The organism is Clostridium sp. 1001283B150225_161107_B6 (assembly GCF_015556325.1).
Classification (GTDB): Bacteria; Bacillota; Clostridia; order Lachnospirales; family Lachnospiraceae; genus Enterocloster.
This window is the reverse complement of record NZ_JADNMD010000001.1, coordinates 717,470-734,151: the sequence shown is the minus strand read 5'-3', so window position 1 is coordinate 734,151 and position 16,682 is coordinate 717,470. Positions and strand designations below refer to the sequence as shown.

The following is a 16,682-nucleotide window of genomic DNA, read 5'->3' as shown; positions in this document are numbered from 1 at the left end:
TAAGATATGGAAAGATAACTGCCGGCAGGATGGATTGCAACTGCCGGCAGCTGTTTTTTGCCTGCTTTTCCCCGGCTTTCCAGGAGTCCTTCTTATTGTAAGTCTTTGGAAAATGAAGTATAATTAAAACATACACATTTTAACACGCAGATGCGGAGGCATGGGTCTATGAAAACTGAGGAACAAACGATGGAACACATACATACGGATGAGCAGATGACCCTGCTGAAGGATTCCATGCCTGCAGGTTTTTTCCGCTGCCGTGCGGACGGGGACAGAAGGGTGGATATGGTTAACCATGAGCTTCTGTGCCTTTTTGGCTGTGCAGACACAAAAGAACTGAAGGAGCTGACCGGAGGGACCCTGAGGGGAATGATGGACGACAGGGATTACGACAGGGTTCTGGAGGCGTGTCTGGAACAGCTGCTGCTGAAAAAGGAAATCATGAAGGTACAGTTCAGGATCCGTTCCAGAGACAGAGGCATCTGCTGGGTGGACTGCCGCGGCCGCATGGTGGAGGATGCGAAAGGCAATACATGGATATACGCCGTGATGGTGGATGATACGGAGGCCCAAAACCAGAAGCAGGAATACTGGGAAAAGTCCATGCGGGATTCCCTCACAGGACTGTTCAACCGTGAGGCTGCTGTAGAGTCCGTCAACCAGTACATGCAGGGACAGGGCGGAACCAGGGACGGAGCCCTGATGGTCATTGACCTGGATAATTTTAAAGAGATTAACGACACAAAAGGGCATCTCTTCGGGGACAGCATCCTGACCGAGACAGCCAGGTGCATAGCGGGAAGCGTTGACAGCCAGGACACGGTGGGCAGGATTGGCGGGGACGAGTTTGTGGTATTTTCAAAGCAGCTTTCAGGCAGGGAAGGAATCATGAAATGGGGGAGGCAGCTCATAGAGGACATTGCATGTCTCCCCTCTGTGAAGAAAAGCGGAATCAGGCTGGGCTGCAGCATCGGGGCAGCTGTGTATCCAAAGGACGGCGCCACCTACGAACAGCTGTTCATGAAGGCGGACATGGCTCTTTATGCGGGAAAAAACTGGGGCAAGGGCCGCTGTGTGGTCTACGATTCTTCCTTAAGGCCGGCGGACGGCGGAAAACAGGGCCAGGGAAGATTTACGGACGGCACTGTCATTGATTCTGAAAACGGCCGCTACTTTGTGGCCAACAAGGTAATTCACTATGTGTTCAAGGCATTGTACGAGTCCACAGACCTGAGGGAGGCCATCAACACCATACTGAGAATCATCGGACTCCAGTTCAATGTCAGCAGGGCCTATATCTTTGAGGACCGTCCGGACGGTCTGGCCATGGATAACACCTTTGAATGGTGCAACGAGGGCATAGAGCCCCAGATTCACAAGCTCCAGAACATGTCCTACGAGTGGAGCGCCTTTGGATACAGGGAGAATTTCGGGGAGGACGGAGTGTTCTTTTGTATGGATATCGACCATCTCCCCAGGAATCAGAGGGAGGTGTTAAAGCCGCAGGGCATCCGTTCCCTTTTACAGTGCGGAATCTATGATTCCGGCCGGATGGTGGGCTTTGTGGGGTTTGACGAGTGCAGGGAAAACCGCCAGTGGAGCCGGGAACAGATTGAGGTGCTGACCTATGTTGCCAGGGTCATAGGGATTTTCCTCATAAAGGACAGGGCACAGAGAATCCTGAAGCAGCGGCTTACAACCCTGGAGAATGTGCTGGAGGAGACATCCGGAAAGGTAAGGGGCAGCAGCAGGGGAGCCTTTGACGCCCTGACCAATCTGCTGACAGCTGGAGCATTCCAGGAAAAGGCGGAGCAGTATTTTGAGACAGGGCCGGCGCCGGGCTCCACAGCCCTGTTCATCCTGGACATGGATGATTTCAAGAAAATCAATGAGAACAAAGGAAAGCTCTTTGGCAATGTGGTGCTGATGAATGTGGCCAACAGCCTGAAACGGGCCTGCCGGGAGGGGGATTTGATTGCCCGCTTCGGAGGGGATGAGTTCCTTGTACTTTTAAAAAATACGGACCGGGAAGATGCAGCCATGGTGGGCAGCACCATGCAAAGGGAAATAGGCAGCATACTGGCGGATTCCGGCCGTGGGCAGGAACGAATCAGCTGCAGCATTGGCGTACGCCTGGCCGGAGAGGGCGAGACAACTTTTTCCGATATCATTGTAAAGGCTGACCAGGCCCTGCACCAGGTCAAGACGTCCGGAAAGGGAGGAATCCTTTTCTACGAAGCTGTGGAGGACAAAGAGAAAAGCAGCATTTCTTACGATTACCTGAAGCAGGCCAGGGAGGCAAAGCGCCGGGAGCAGAGCAGTCTGGAGGATAAGACCACTACAGCCGTGGCCCTGGAGGTGTTTGAAAAATCCGCCACCTTTGAGGAGTCCATCCATATACTCATGGGATTTGTGGGCAACCGGTTCCGGCTGAACCGCATTGTCCTGTACATGAACGGGGAGGGAGCCCATGGGAAACAATCCGCATACCAGTGGGCGGACGGCAGGACCGCATTCCTGTATGACCCTACGGACAGCTTCCGCAGGGAAGAATTTTACATCTGTTATCATCTATATGACGGGAACGGCATTGCTGTCCTGAGGCGCAGGGAATATGGGACGTACAACACGGGCCTGAAGCGGATTCTGGACAGGGCCGGAGCTCAGACCATGCTGTCGGCAGGCATATTCATAGAGGGCAGGTACAGCGGCATGATACTTCTGGTGAACACGGAGAAGGAGAGGGAGTGGAGCCAGTCTGAGTGCACGGCTGTCTCAGAGATGGCCCGCATCGTTGCCTCGGGCATCAAGAACACATCCATGTTAATCGAAGCAAAGCAGGAGGCAGAGTATTACAGGAATCACGATGCCCTTACGGGCCTGATGCGGTATGACCGGTTCAAGGAGTCATGCCAGCTGCTTATGGATGAAGGAAAAGAAGAGTATGTGCTGGTGGCCAGCGATATCAAGGGCTTTAAGTTTATCAACGAGGCCATCGGTTATACCCAGGGCGATAATATCCTGCGCATGTTTGGGGACATGCTGACCCAGAACGGTCTGGAGACCAACTGCTACACCCGCGTCAGCGCAGACCAGTTCCTGAGCTTTGGCGCGTGCAGGAGGGGACGCAATGACTTTGTGAAACTGGTGCAGAGCCTGAACAATGAATTCTGCCGTATGGAGAATGAAATCTATTCCAACATCAATCTGATGATTCGTTCGGGCATTTATTTTATCGAAAAGGACTGCCGGGAGATAGAGACTGCGGTGGACAGGGCCACCATTGCCAGAAAATCAGTGGACTACATCATCCGCTCCACCTCCGTGGTATTTAACGACGGTCCCTTTGACAGCAGCTACCGGGAAAATGAAATCATCAACCGCATGGAATACGCGCTGAAGCACGGGGAATTCAAGGTTTATCTGCAGCCCAAGGTGGGACTGGATGATTTGGGGCTTATCGGTGCAGAGGCCCTGGTGCGCTGGCAGCATGAGGATGGAAGAATTTTCCCGCCGGGAGATTTCATTCCCTTGTTTGAAAAGAATGGTTTTATCACCCAGGTGGATACCTATGTATTTAAGACGGTCTGCTGCCAGCTGAGCCGATGGATGGAAGGGGGAGGGGAGCCCCTTCCCATATCCGTCAACCTATCAAGCGTGGACATTGCATCGGAGCAGCTGATACCCCAGATTCTGGAGATTACCCGGTTTTACGGCCTGGACCACAGATATCTGGAATTTGAACTGACGGAGACAGCCTTTCTCAGTGATTCCGCCCGCACCTTCCATGTGATGAAAACCCTGCAGGATGAGGGATTCACCACCTCCATCGATGACTTTGGGTCAGGTTACTCCATCATGAACATGATGGCTGACATTCCCACGGATGTGATTAAGCTGGACTGCGGTTTTGTCCAGTCCTGCACAAAGACAGGCAGGGGGAGAGAGTTCCTGGGCCAGCTCATCCAGATGACCAACAAGATGGGATTCACTTCTTTGTGCGAGGGAATTGAGACAAAGGAGGAGCTTAAGATGCTGCAGGAAATGGGCTGCGAGTCCGGCCAGGGCTATTATTTTTCAAGACCTTTGCCAATGAATGTCTTTTTTGAAAAATTTTGCCGAAAAATGATTGACAAATCATAAATCATCCTTTATAATAACCTACGTTGCTTGCGAGAGCAGCGTAACGCAGAAGTGGCGGAATTGGCAGACGCGCACGGTTCAGGTCCGTGTGGTAGTAATACCTTGTGGGTTCGACTCCCATCTTCTGCACTGGTTCATGGAACAGGAAGCTGAATGGCTTCCTGTTTTTGCGTTCTCCGTTACTTTTCGGAGTATGACTGAATATGATGCATTTGCAACAGACAAATTCCACCATAAGAGGTAAAGTTTTGATAGTAATTTAGTAGGAAATGGTATATACTGTAAGTTGTGGCTTAAAATAAGCAGTACAGTGTGTGAAAGAAAAGAAGAGAGGAAGGAACATCATGCTTACTTTAGAGAATCTCTCCTTTGATGTGAATGATGAAAAAGGAGAAATAGGAATCATCAAAGATATAAGCTTTACAGTGGACGACGGTAAGTTTGTGGTCATAACAGGCCCCAACGGCGGCGGTAAGTCCACCACGGCTAAATTAATCATGGGAATTGAACGCCCCACAGGAGGACGCATCCTCTTTGACGGGCAGGATATAACAGATATGAGCATTACGGACAGGGCCAACCTGGGTATCAGCTTTGCGTTCCAGCAGCCGGTCCGTTTTAAGGGCGTGCAGGTAATTGATTTGCTCCGCCTGGCAGCCAGGAAGAAGCTGACGGTATCGGAGGCCTGTCAATACCTGTCCGAGGTGGGGCTCTGCGCCAAGGACTATATCAGCCGCGAGGTCAATGCCAGCCTGTCCGGCGGCGAGCTCAAGAGAATCGAGATTGCCACTGTCATTGCCAGGGCTTCCAGGCTTTCCGTGTTTGACGAGCCGGAGGCAGGCATTGATTTGTGGAGCTTCCAGAATCTGATTCAGGTGTTTGAGCGCATGAGGCAGAATACCAACGGCTCCATCCTGATTATATCCCACCAGGAGCGGATTCTCAACATTGCGGATGAGATTGTGGTGATTGCGGACGGCAAGGTAGTGAACCAGGGGACCAGGGATGAAATTATGCCGCAAATCATGGGCACTGCGTCCGCGGTGGATGCCTGCAGTAAATTTTATGAGACAGCGCAGTGAGGGGAGGAGTGAGCGATATGGCAGACAGCATCCAGGAGAGAATATTAATGGAAGTGGCCGACCTTCACGGTGTTCCGGAGGGGGCCTATAATATAAGGGCCAACGGCCAGACAGCCGGCCGTAATACAACGGCCAATATAGACATTGTTACAAAGACAGATAAGCCGGGCATTGACATACGAATCAAACCAGGCACCAGGAACGAGAGCATACACATTCCCGTGGTGGTCAGCGCCAGCGGATTAAAGGAAATGGTATATAACGATTTCTTTATCGGTGAGGATTCGGATGTGGTCATCGTGGCGGGCTGCGGTATCCATAACTGCGGGGACCAGGATTCAGAGCATGACGGAATCCACCGCTTTTTTGTGGGAAAGAACGCCAGGGTCAAATACGTGGAAAAGCACTACGGAGAGGGCGACGGCAACGGCAGGCGCATCCTGAATCCGGGCACAGAGGTCTACATGGAGGAAAACAGCTACATGGAGATGGAGATGGTCCAGATTGAGGGTGTGGACTCCACCAACAGGACCAATTCCGCGGAGCTGGCGGCAGGAGCCAAGCTCATTGTGCGTGAGCGTCTCCTGACCCATGGCAGCCAGAATGCAGAGAGTACTTACATTGTAAACCTGAACGGGGAGGATTCCAGCGCGGATGTGGTGTCCCGTTCTGTTGCAAAGGATACCTCCAGGCAGACCTTTAATTCCAAAATCGTGGGCAATGCCAAGTGCAGCGGACATACGGAGTGCGACGCCATCATCATGGACGATGCCAGGATATTGGCAATTCCCGGACTGATTGCCAACAACATTGACGCTGCCCTGATTCATGAGGCAGCCATAGGCAAGATTGCAGGGGAGCAGATTGTGAAGCTTATGACCCTGGGCCTTACGGAGGAAGAGGCGGAAGCCCAGATTGTCAATGGCTTCTTGAAATAGTCAGACAGAACAATCCAACATGCAAGAGAAGCTGCTGCGGCCCAACAGGCCGCAGCTTGCGTATGTACCGGCGCAGATGATGGGGCGGTACAGCAGCATTATTATGATACAGGGGGATAAAATCATGGGGGAAAATCGTGAGGGAAGGGCTGCTGCCCTTCTGCCTATTCTGGTATTTCTGCTGATTTTTTTGGGCTCCGGGTTCATCACCGGGGATTTTTACAGCATGCCGGCCATTGTGGCCTTTTTGATTGCACTTTTAGCGGCCTTTGCGCAGAACCGGGAGCTGGGCTTTTCGGAAAAGATAAGGCTGGCCGCCCAGGGGGTAGGGGATGAAAATATCATTACCATGTGCCTTATATTCCTGGCGGCAGGCGCCTTTACGGGAGCTGTGAAGGCAGCGGGCGGCGTGGATTCCACGGTTAACCTGGGGCTTTCCATCCTGCCTTCCAACGTGGCAGTGGCAGGGCTGTTTCTGATTGGGTGCTTTATCTCCATTTCCATGGGAACATCCGTTGGCACCATCACGGCCCTGGCGCCCATTGCAGTGGGAATCAGCCAGAAAACAGGGTTTTCCATGGCTGTCTGTGCAGGGGCCGTGGTGGGCGGGGCCATGTTCGGGGATAACCTGTCCATGATTAGCGATACCACCATAGCAGCGGTAAAGACACAGGGATGCGAGATGAAGGATAAGTTCAGGGAGAATTTCCTCATCGTGCTGCCGGCCGCCATTGTAACGGTTCTTTTGTTCCTGGTCCTGGGAAAGGATGCCTCGTTTCAGATGCAGGGCAGCCTTGATTACAACCTGTTCCGGGTGGTGCCCTATCTGGTGGTGCTCATTGGCGCGCTGGCAGGGGTGAACGTATTTCTGGTCCTCATGGCAGGCACGGTGCTGTCCCTGATAGCAGGAGTGGCCACGGGAGCCTTTGGACTGGGGGAAATGTTCACCCATGTGGGCCTGGGTGTGACAGGCATGTATGACATCACGGTGATATCTGTGATTGTGGCCTGCATCGTTGCCCTGGTAAAGGAGTACGGAGGCATTGCCTTTATCCTTTCGTTCATCAGGAAGAGAATCAGCGGGGAAAGGGGAGGGGAGCTTGGAATCGCTGCCCTGGCCCTGCTGGTGGATATGTGCACGGCCAACAATACGGTGGCCATTGTCATGGCAGGCCCCATAGCAAAGGAAATCAGCGATGATTTCGGCGTGACGCCCCGGCGTTCCGCCTCCCTTCTGGACATGTTCAGCTCCATGGGACAGGGACTGATTCCTTACGGCGCGCAGCTTCTGGCGGCAGCCAGCCTCACAGGGCTGACGCCCTTTGAAATCATTCCCTATTGTTTTTATCCCATCCTCATGGGAGTCAGCGGGCTGATATTCATATTCATTAAAAAGAGACATGGAAAGGTACTGGTATGAAGACAAAAAATCAATGGGCAAGTAAACTTGGATTTATCATGGCAACCGCCGGGGCTGCCATAGGACTGGGGAACCTGTGGAAGTTCCCCTATCTCATGGGACGCAACGGAGGGGCTTCCTTTCTGGTGGTATACTTATTTTTCATCTGCATCCTGGGCGTGCCGGTGATGATGCTGGAGATGTCCCTGGGCAGAAAGACCCGGCACGACCCTGTGCAGGCATACGGGGATATCCATCCCAATGCCAGGATAGCCGGGGTATTCGGAGTGGCGGCAGCCTTTCTGATTCTGTCCTATTACAGCGTTATCGGGGGCTGGATTATTAAGTATATTGTGAGTTATGGAACCACCTTCCACGCCCCGGAGGATTTTACGGCGTTTATCAGCGCCCCGGTGGAGCCGGTGTTCTGGCATTTCCTGTTCCTGTTTATGACAACGGCTGTCTGTTATCACGGCATCAGCGGCATTGAGAATGTCAGCCGAATCATGATGCCCCTGCTTTTCCTGCTGCTGATTGTAATTATTGTGAGGAGCGTAACCCTGCCGGATGCTGCCCTGGGCCTTAAGTTCATCTTCATTCCCAGCAGCGCGGCCTTTAACATGAAGGCGGTCAGCGCGGCCCTGGGGCAGGTGTTCTACTCCCTGAGCCTTTGTATGGGAATCACCATTACCTACGGAAGCTATCTGGGGGATAAGGAAGACATACCCAGAAGCTGCGCCAGCGTGGCGGGACTTGACACCATCATTGCGGTGATGGCAGGCATAGCCATATTTCCGGCCGTGTTTTCCTTTGGACTGGAGCCGGGACAGGGACCCGGCCTTATATTCGGCACGCTTCCCAAAGTATTTTCCTCTATTAAAGGGGGGACGTTCTTTGCAATCCTGTTTTTTGCACTGGTGCTGTTTGCTGCTGTGACCAGCGCCATTGCCCTGTTGGAGGTGGTGGTTTCCTTCGCAGTGGACAGCCTTAAGTGGACCAGGAAAAAGGCTACGGTCATCCTGGGTGTCCTGATTTTCCTGACAGGGGTGCCCAGCGCCCTGTCCTTCGGTGTTCTGGGGGATGTGACCGTACTGAATTACAGTGTGTTTGATTTTGTGGGAATGGTTACGGACAACATCCTCCTTCCATTTGGGGGCCTGGCCATGTGCTATTTCATTGGATGGAAATGGAATCCCCAGTATCTGGTGGATGAAGTGGAGAAAAACGGAGTCACCTTCAGGCTTAAAAAGCTTTGGATATTCTGTATACGGTTCCTCACCCCAATTCTGGTGGCAGTTGTCACCCTGACTGGATTTGCCAGTATTTATTCTATTGTGCGCGGATAGGAATACATATATGGGTAGAGGAGGTGCGCCCATATGGAGAATCAGAAACGGGAAAATCTGCTGAACCTGGCCCTGGATGCCACGGAGGAGGAACGGCTGAAATCAGTGAACCTGAATGTGGGGTATGACCCTGAGGAGAAAACCTGGGAGCTTATTGTCAGGTACAATGGTTCCCTTGCGTCCCTCCGGGACACAGGCATACGGGTGGATGAACTGGCGGCGGGATATGCGGTCCTGGTAGTGCCGGAGAGTCTTATGGAACAGGTCAGCAGCATGGAAGAAATTGTATACATTGAGAAACCAAAGAGGCTGTTCTTTGCCAGCAACATGGCAAGGGCAGCCTCCTGTCTGAGTACGATTCAGACCAGCACCGGGGCAGGGGCCGGCGGGGCGGGAGCAGGCGTCATAAGCGGCCTGGAGTCCGGCCTTACGGGAAGGGGTGTGCTGGTGGCGGTTATTGACTCCGGCATTGATTACTTTCATCCGGATTTCAGGAACCCGGACGGGACCACCCGCATCGGCCTGCTGGCAGACCAGGACAGGGACCGTATTTACACCAGGGAGGAAATCAATGCAGCCCTGGAAACCGGAAGCCGGTCCTCTGCCCTGGCCCTGGTTCCCTCCACAGACCCCAGCGGACACGGCACAGCAGTGGCGGCCATAGCGGCCGGCAACGGCAGGGAGGGGAACGGCGTATACCGGGGGGTTGCCTATGAGAGCGAGATTATGGTGGTGAAATTGGGAACGCCCCTGACGGACAGCTTTCCGCGGACCACCCAGCTGATGAAGGCCCTGGATTTGGTGGTACGGCGGGCCCTGGACATGAACCGGCCCCTGGCCGTAAATCTGAGCTTTGGAAATACCTACGGCTCCCACGACGGGACCAGTCTGCTGGAAACATTTATTGACGACATGTCAAACATTGGGAGGAACGTCATTGTGGCCGGCACGGGAAATGAGGGAACCGGGGCAGGGCACAGGGCAGGCAGGCTGGTTATGGGACAGGAGGAAAATGCGGAGCTGTCCATTGCACCTTATGAGACAGGGATGGGGGTACAGCTGTGGAAGTCCTATGTGGACCAGTTTTCCATCCGTCTGATTACGCCCTCAGGGGAGATGATAGGGCCCATTGACAGCCGCCTGGGGCCCCAGACGCTGCGTTACGGCGGAACACAGATACTGATTTATTATGGTAAGCCCAGTCCCTTCAGCCGGGCCCAGGAGGTATACTTTGATTTCCTGCCTGTCAGGGATTACCTGGACAGCGGAATATGGACCTTCCGCCTGACGCCGGAGCGGATTGTGACCGGACAGTACGATATGTGGCTGCCTTCCAGGGGAATCCTGAACCCGTCCACCCGTTTCTTAAGGCCGGTGCCGGAAACCACCCTGACCATTCCCTCCACTGCGGCCAATGTGATATCCGTGGGAGCCTACGATGACTCCTACCGCGCCTATGCGGATTTTTCCGGACGCGGCTTCACCCGCCAGACAGGGCAGGTAAAGCCGGATTTGGCAGCTCCGGGAGTGGATATTGTCACAGCCAGAAGGGGCGGCGGATACGAGGCGGTGACAGGGACCTCCTTTGCGGCCCCCTTTGTCACGGGCAGCGCGGCCCTGCTGATGCAGTGGGGCATTCTGCAGGGAAACGACCCCTTTCTTTACGGCGAGAAGGTAAAGGCGTATTTTACCAGAGGCGCCAGGCATCTGCCGGGGTATGATGTGTGGCCCAATGAAAGGCTGGGGTACGGCACCCTGTGCGTGAGGGACAGTCTGCCGGTGTAGGGCATTGCTTCTATGACCTGTGACACATCCACTAGGAAATAGTTAGAATTTATGATATAATGTGAGCATTAGGCAGCTGTTTACAGGCCTGATGCTCTTTTGCTTACGCAATATTTGAAATTTTTGTAGTAAAAACATGAATCCGACAATATAATAATAGAGATAGGGAGTGGATGGATGAATATCAGGGAGTCACTGGAGGCATTGGAAGAATCGTACATGAGTCCCTTTGCGTCCCTTAGCAGCAGGACCAGGGGACGGGACAAGCCGGAGGAACTGTGCGATATGCGGCCTGAGTACCAGCGGGACAGGGACCGCATCCTGCACTCCAAGGCATTCCGGCGGCTGAAGCACAAGACCCAGGTGTTCCTGGCGCCTGAGGGGGACCACTACAGAACCAGGCTTACCCATACCCTGGAGGTGTCCCAGATTGCCCGCACCATTGCCAAGACCCTGCGGCTCAACGAAAGCCTGACAGAGGCCATTGCCCTGGGCCATGACCTGGGCCATACGCCCTTTGGCCATTCCGGCGAATACATACTGAATCAGATATGCGAGGACGGCTTTACCCACTATGAGCAGAGCGTGCGCATTGTGGAGGTGCTGGAAAAGGACGGGAAGGGACTGAACCTGACCTGGGAGGTACGGGACGGCATACGCAACCACAGGACCTCCGGCCACCCATCCACCCTGGAGGGCTCCATTGTCCGGCTGTCGGATAAGATTGCCTATATCAACCACGACATAGACGACGCCATCCGCGCCAGGATGTTCACGGAGCATGAGCTGCCCAGGGTGTATACCGATGTGCTGGGCCACAGTGTCCGGGAACGGCTCAACAACATGATTCACGACATCATACTGAACAGCATGGACAAACCGGCCATCACCATGTCGGAGGGAATGGAGGAGGCCATGCAGGGCCTGCGCAAATGGATGTTTGACAATGTGTACAAGAATGATATACCCAAGGCAGAGGAGGGAAAGGCCCAGAACATGATTACCCAGCTCTATGAGTACTATATGGGGCATGTGGATAAGCTGCCGGTGGAGTATGTGCTTCTTATGGTCAATAAGGGGGAGAAGAAGTCCCGGGTGGTGTGCGATTACATTGCCGGTATGAGCGACATCTATGCCATTGACCAGTTTGAGGAATTATTTGTTCCGAAGCGGTGGAACGTGTACTGACGGGCCGGACCGGCCGGTTCCGGGCCGCGGCGGGCTGGGGTTAAACAGCCTGTGCCGTAAAGATACACATTATAAAGATACAGAAGGGAGATTATTGCATGTACTATCCCGATGAAGTCATAGAAGAAGTGAGAATGAAGAATGACATCGTGGACGTGATTTCAGGATACGTGAAACTGCAGAAAAAGGGGGCCAACTACTTTGGTCTGTGCCCCTTCCACAATGAGAAGTCCCCGTCCTTTTCCGTATCGCCGGGGAAGCAGATGTATTACTGCTTTGGATGCGGGGCAGGTGGGAATGTCATCACCTTTCTGATGGAATATGAAAATTTTACCTTCCAGGAGGCGCTCCAGTCCCTGGCGGACAGGTCCGGAGTGAACCTGCCAAAGATGGAGTACAGCCGCGAGGCACGGGAGCAGGCGGAGCTGAGGGCCAGGCTTTTAGAGGTGAACAAGCTGGCTGCCAACTATTTCTATTATCAGATGAAACAGCCCCAGGGCAAGCCGGCCTATGATTATTTCCACCTCAAAAGAGGTTTGGCGGATGAAACCATGGTCCGCTTCGGACTGGGATATTCCAATAAGACCAGCGATGATTTGTACCGCTACCTGAAAGGAAAGGGCTACGAGGACAGTTTCCTCAAGGACACCGGCCTGGTGACGCTGGAGGAGCGGGGAGGAAGGGACAAGTTCTGGAACCGCGTCATGTTCCCCATTATGGATGTGAACAACCGTGTCATTGGCTTTGGGGGCCGCGTCATGGGAGACGGGGAGCCAAAATACCTGAATTCCCCGGAGACAAAGCTGTTTGACAAGAGCCGCAACCTATACGGCCTGAATTATGCCAGGCTTTCCAGGGAAGGCTATCTATTGATTTGCGAAGGCTACCTGGACGTCATATCCCTGCACCAGGCAGGCTTTACCAATGCAGTGGCGTCCCTGGGCACTGCCTTTACCAGCCAGCACGCCAATGTGCTGAAACGGTATACGGACCAGGTAATCCTTACCTATGACAGCGACGGGGCCGGGGTGAAGGCGGCGCTGAGAGCCATTCCCATTTTAAAGGAAGTGGGGATGTCCATCAAGGTGCTGAACATGAAGCCCTATAAGGACCCGGACGAGTTTATCAAGAACATGGGGGCGGATGCATTCCGCCAGAGGATTAAGGAGGCTAAGAACAGCTTCCTCTTTGAGGTGGATGTGCTGCGGAGGGGATATGAGATGGATGACCCGGAGCAGAAGACCAGGTTTTATCAGGAGACGGCAAGGAAGCTGCTTCAGTTTGGCGAGGCCCTGGAGAGGGAAAACTATCTCCAGGCAGTGGCCAGGGAGCAGATGATTCCGGCGGATGAGCTGCGAGGCCTGGTAAACCGCATGGGCATGTCCATGGGCCTTAAGGCCGGCGAGAGCCTGAGCCATTCCGGCCGCGTGGTATCAAAGGATGCAGAGGAAGAGGGATACAGCCAGGAGACAGGCCGTTTTGCCGGCCATGGACACCAGGAGGACGGGGGAAACGGATACCCAGGAGGCGGATATTCCGGAAACGGGCTTTCGGGCAGCCGCAAACCCAGGCGGCCGGATAAGGAGGATGGAATCCGCCGTTCCCAGAGACTGCTTCTGACCTGGCTCATAGAGACACCGGCCCTGTTTGAGAAGATAGAGGGCATCATAACAGCAGATGATTTTGTGGAGGATTTGTATCATCAGGTGGCACAGATGGTATTTGACGGACACAGGGAGGGAAATTTAAACCCAGCAGCCATACTCAGCCGGTTTATCAATGATGAGGACCAGTACAAGGAGGTGGCGGCCCTGTTTAATGCCAGTTTAAAGGAATCCCTGAACAATGAAGAACAAAAGAAGGCATTTTCGGAGACTGTGATGAAGGTCAGGAAGAACAGCCTGGATGTGGCCAGCCGCAATGCAAAGGATATAACCCAGTTACAGGAGATTATAAGGCAGCAGGCAGCCCTGAAGCAGCTGCACATCTCCCTGGATTAACAGCATTTCATAGGAAGGATGGACCAAGTTATGGAAGGGACGGACGTGTTTGAGGAGAAACTGGCAGGACTTCTGGAGGAAGCCAAGAAAAAGAAAAACGTATTGGAATACCAGGAGGTCATGGATTATTTTGGTCAGGAACCGCCGGCAGCACAGCAGTTGGACAGGCTGTTTGAGTTCCTGGACCAGAATAAGGTGGATGTCATCCGCATGGGGATAGAGGAAGAGCTGGACCCGGACCTTTTCATCGAGGAGGAGATGGAGCTGGATGAAGAGGAAGAAATCGATGTGGAGCACCTGGATCTGTCGGTTCCCGAGGGCGTCAGCCTGGAGGACCCTGTGCGTATGTATCTGAAGGAGATTGGTAAGATTCCCCTTCTGGGCATGGAGGATGAGGTGGAGCTGGCCAAGAAGATGGAGCTGGGCGACCCGGAGGCCAGGAAGCGCCTGGCAGAGTCCAACCTGCGCCTGGTGGTCAGCATTGCCAAGCGGTATGTGGGCAGGGGAATGCAGTTTTTAGACCTGATTCAGGAAGGAAACCTTGGGCTCATCAAGGCAGTGGAGAAATTTGACTATACCAAGGGGTATAAGTTCAGTACCTACGCCACCTGGTGGATTCGCCAGGCAATCACCAGGGCCATTGCGGACCAGGCCAGGACCATACGGATTCCGGTCCACATGGTGGAGACCATCAACCGTCTGGTGCGCACCTCACGCCAGCTGCTGCAGGAGCTGGGCAGGGAGCCCACCACGGAGGAGATAGCAGCCAGAGTGGACCTGCCGGTGGAACGGGTATCTGAAATTATGAAGATGTCCCAGGAGCCTGTGTCCCTGGAGACGCCTATCGGCGAGGAGGAGGACAGCCATCTGGGAGATTTCATACAGGACGACAATGTGCTGGTGCCCCAGGATGCGGCAGCCTTTACCCTTCTTCACGAACAGCTGATGGAAGTGCTGCTGACCCTGACGGAGCGGGAGCAGAAGGTGCTGCGCCTTCGGTTCGGCCTGGACGACGGACGTCCCAGGACGCTGGAGGAGGTGGGAAAGCAGTTTAGTGTCACCAGGGAGCGTATACGCCAGATAGAGGCAAAGGCCCTGCGCAAACTGCGCCATCCCAGCAGAAGTAAAAAGTTAAAGGATTATCTGGATGAATAGTGATAAGTTAGAGACAAGAGATAAAAAAGAACAGGCGGGAACCGTGAAGCTGTCGGCCCGTCTTTTGACCGTTGCCGGCTTTGTGCATCAGGGAAGCTCCATTGCCGATGTGGGCACGGACCATGGATATATACCCGTGTACCTGGCACAGACAGGGCGGATTGCCTCTGCCCTGGCCATGGATGTAAGACCCGGTCCCCTGGAGAGAGCCCGGGCCCATATAAGGGAATATGAAGCCTGGGCGCAGAAACAGGGAAAGAGCAAAGAAAATACGGACCAGGAGAGGAAGGACTGCGGCTCACGGACGGTCTGTCCTATCCGCACAAGGCTCAGCGACGGCCTGAAAGAGCTTAAGCCCGGAGAGGCTGACACGGTTATCATAGCGGGCATGGGAGGGGAACTGATAATGAAAATCCTGGACCAGGGGCGCCATGTGTGGGACAGCGTAAACCATTACGTTCTCTCGCCCCAGTCGGATTTGGATAAGGTAAGGCGTTATCTGGAAGGCCATGGATTTGCCATTGAGGACGAAGCCATGGTAAAGGACGAGGGAAAATATTATACGGTGATGAGCGTGAAAAGGGGCTTTATGGAGTATGAAAGCCAGGCCCATTACCTTTACGGCAGGATACTGATTGGCAAAAAGGACGGGACCCTGAGGGAATACCTGGGCAGGGAGAAGGCCAGGATTGAGAAAATCCTGGAATCCCTGCAGGAGACAGATGGGATTTCCGAGACAGAAGCCAGGGCAGGGGCCAGAAAAAGCAGGCAGGAGGAACTGGCCTGGATTAAGGAGGCACAAGATGAAATGCAGTGAAATCATGGAGGTTTGCAGGAAACTGGCGCCCGAGGACTGCGCCTGTGACTGGGATAATCCCGGTCTTCTGGCGGGCAGGAGCGATAAGGATGTAAAGAAGATATACATTGCCCTGGACGCAACGGACAAGGTGGTGGAGGAGGCCGTGGCTTGGGGTGCGGACATGCTGCTGACCCATCATCCCCTGATATTTAAGGCCATCAAAAAGGTAAATGACCAGAACTTCATCACCAGAAGGCTGGTGAAGCTGATACAGGCAGATATTTCCTGTTATGCCATGCATACCAACTTTGATGCGGCTCCGGGCTGTATGGCTGATTTGGCCGCAGAGCGGCTGGGCCTGACGGACTGCATACCGTTAGAGAACCTGGGGGAAATGGATGGACCGGAGGGCGCTGTTTCTTACGGCATCGGCAAGAACGGATTCCTGAGGGAGGAAGTGACTGTAAGGGAGCTGGCGTCCCGTGTCAAGGATGTGTTCGGCCTTCCCTTTGCCCTTGTATACGGGGAAAGCCTAATGGAGCAGCGGATTTCCCGTGTATCCGTATGCCCCGGCGCAGGGGGGAGCGAGATTGAGGGAGCTCTGGCCTGGGGGGCCCAGGTCCTTGTGACAGGGGATATCAGCCACCACCAGGGGATAGACGCGGCAGCCAGGGGCATGGCCATTATCGACGGAGGCCACTACGGCCTGGAGCATATTTTTATCCCCTATATGGCAGAGTTTCTCAGGAAGAATCTGGGGAACCAGGTGGAACTGGAGCAGGCGCCGCCCCAATGGCCTGCCATGATTGTGTGACCGGAGAAACAGATTCTGTAAATTGAGGGA

General features: G+C 53.9%; 11 protein-coding genes and 1 tRNA gene. All 12 read left to right on the top strand.

Translation table 11 applies throughout. The annotated features are described in order from the left end of the window. Positions 1–168: 168 nt before the first annotated feature. Positions 169–4,146 (top strand): diguanylate cyclase, encoded by a 3,978-nt coding sequence (locus tag I2H39_RS03320; RefSeq protein WP_195625791.1) that lies wholly within the window; start codon positions 169–171, stop codon positions 4,144–4,146. Positions 4,147–4,191: 45 nt separating this feature from the next. Next, positions 4,192–4,275: transfer RNA gene (locus I2H39_RS03315), tRNA-Leu, on the top strand. A gap of 215 nt (positions 4,276–4,490) precedes the next feature. Next, positions 4,491–5,228: an ATP-binding cassette domain-containing protein gene (locus tag I2H39_RS03310; RefSeq protein ID WP_138306065.1), complete on the top strand. Its 738-nt coding sequence runs from the start codon at positions 4,491–4,493 to the stop codon at positions 5,226–5,228. A gap of 17 nt (positions 5,229–5,245) precedes the next feature. Then, the gene (locus tag I2H39_RS03305; RefSeq protein ID WP_138306066.1) at positions 5,246–6,166 is read left to right on the top strand and encodes a SufD family Fe-S cluster assembly protein; all 921 of its coding nucleotides are present in this window, start codon (positions 5,246–5,248) and stop codon (positions 6,164–6,166) included. 103 nt (positions 6,167–6,269) lie between these two features. Continuing rightward, positions 6,270–7,586 carry a Na+/H+ antiporter NhaC family protein gene (locus I2H39_RS03300; protein ID WP_347563773.1) on the top strand — a complete coding sequence of 439 codons (1,317 nt, stop codon included), beginning with the start codon at positions 6,270–6,272 and terminating at the stop codon, positions 7,584–7,586. Continuing rightward, positions 7,583–8,911, top strand: a complete 1,329-nt coding sequence (locus tag I2H39_RS03295) for a sodium-dependent transporter (protein ID WP_138306067.1) — start codon at positions 7,583–7,585, stop codon at positions 8,909–8,911. The genes I2H39_RS03300 and I2H39_RS03295 overlap by 4 nt, the downstream gene beginning before the upstream one ends. 33 nt (positions 8,912–8,944) lie before the next feature. Further along, positions 8,945–10,696, top strand: coding sequence for a S8 family peptidase (locus tag I2H39_RS03290; RefSeq protein WP_138306068.1), 1,752 nt, complete (start codon positions 8,945–8,947; stop codon positions 10,694–10,696). Positions 10,697–10,873: 177 nt separating this feature from the next. After that, entirely contained in the window at positions 10,874–11,884 is a 1,011-nt protein-coding gene (locus tag I2H39_RS03285) for a deoxyguanosinetriphosphate triphosphohydrolase (RefSeq protein ID WP_138306069.1), read from the top strand. 98 nt (positions 11,885–11,982) lie between these two features. Continuing rightward, a complete protein-coding gene (dnaG, locus tag I2H39_RS03280; RefSeq protein WP_195625790.1) occupies positions 11,983–13,884 on the top strand; it encodes a DNA primase in 1,902 nt (633 codons plus the stop codon). Positions 13,885–13,914: 30 nt separating this feature from the next. Further along, positions 13,915–15,039, top strand: a complete 1,125-nt coding sequence (rpoD, locus tag I2H39_RS03275) for an RNA polymerase sigma factor RpoD (RefSeq protein WP_138306071.1) — start codon at positions 13,915–13,917, stop codon at positions 15,037–15,039. Further along, positions 15,032–15,856, top strand: a complete 825-nt coding sequence (locus I2H39_RS03270; RefSeq protein WP_195625789.1) for a class I SAM-dependent methyltransferase — start codon at positions 15,032–15,034, stop codon at positions 15,854–15,856. The genes rpoD and I2H39_RS03270 overlap by 8 nt, the downstream gene beginning before the upstream one ends. After that, the gene (locus I2H39_RS03265; protein ID WP_195625788.1) at positions 15,843–16,652 is read left to right on the top strand and encodes a Nif3-like dinuclear metal center hexameric protein; all 810 of its coding nucleotides are present in this window, start codon (positions 15,843–15,845) and stop codon (positions 16,650–16,652) included. Before I2H39_RS03270 ends, I2H39_RS03265 begins: the two co-directional genes overlap by 14 nt. The last annotated feature ends 30 nt before the right edge of the window (positions 16,653–16,682 follow it).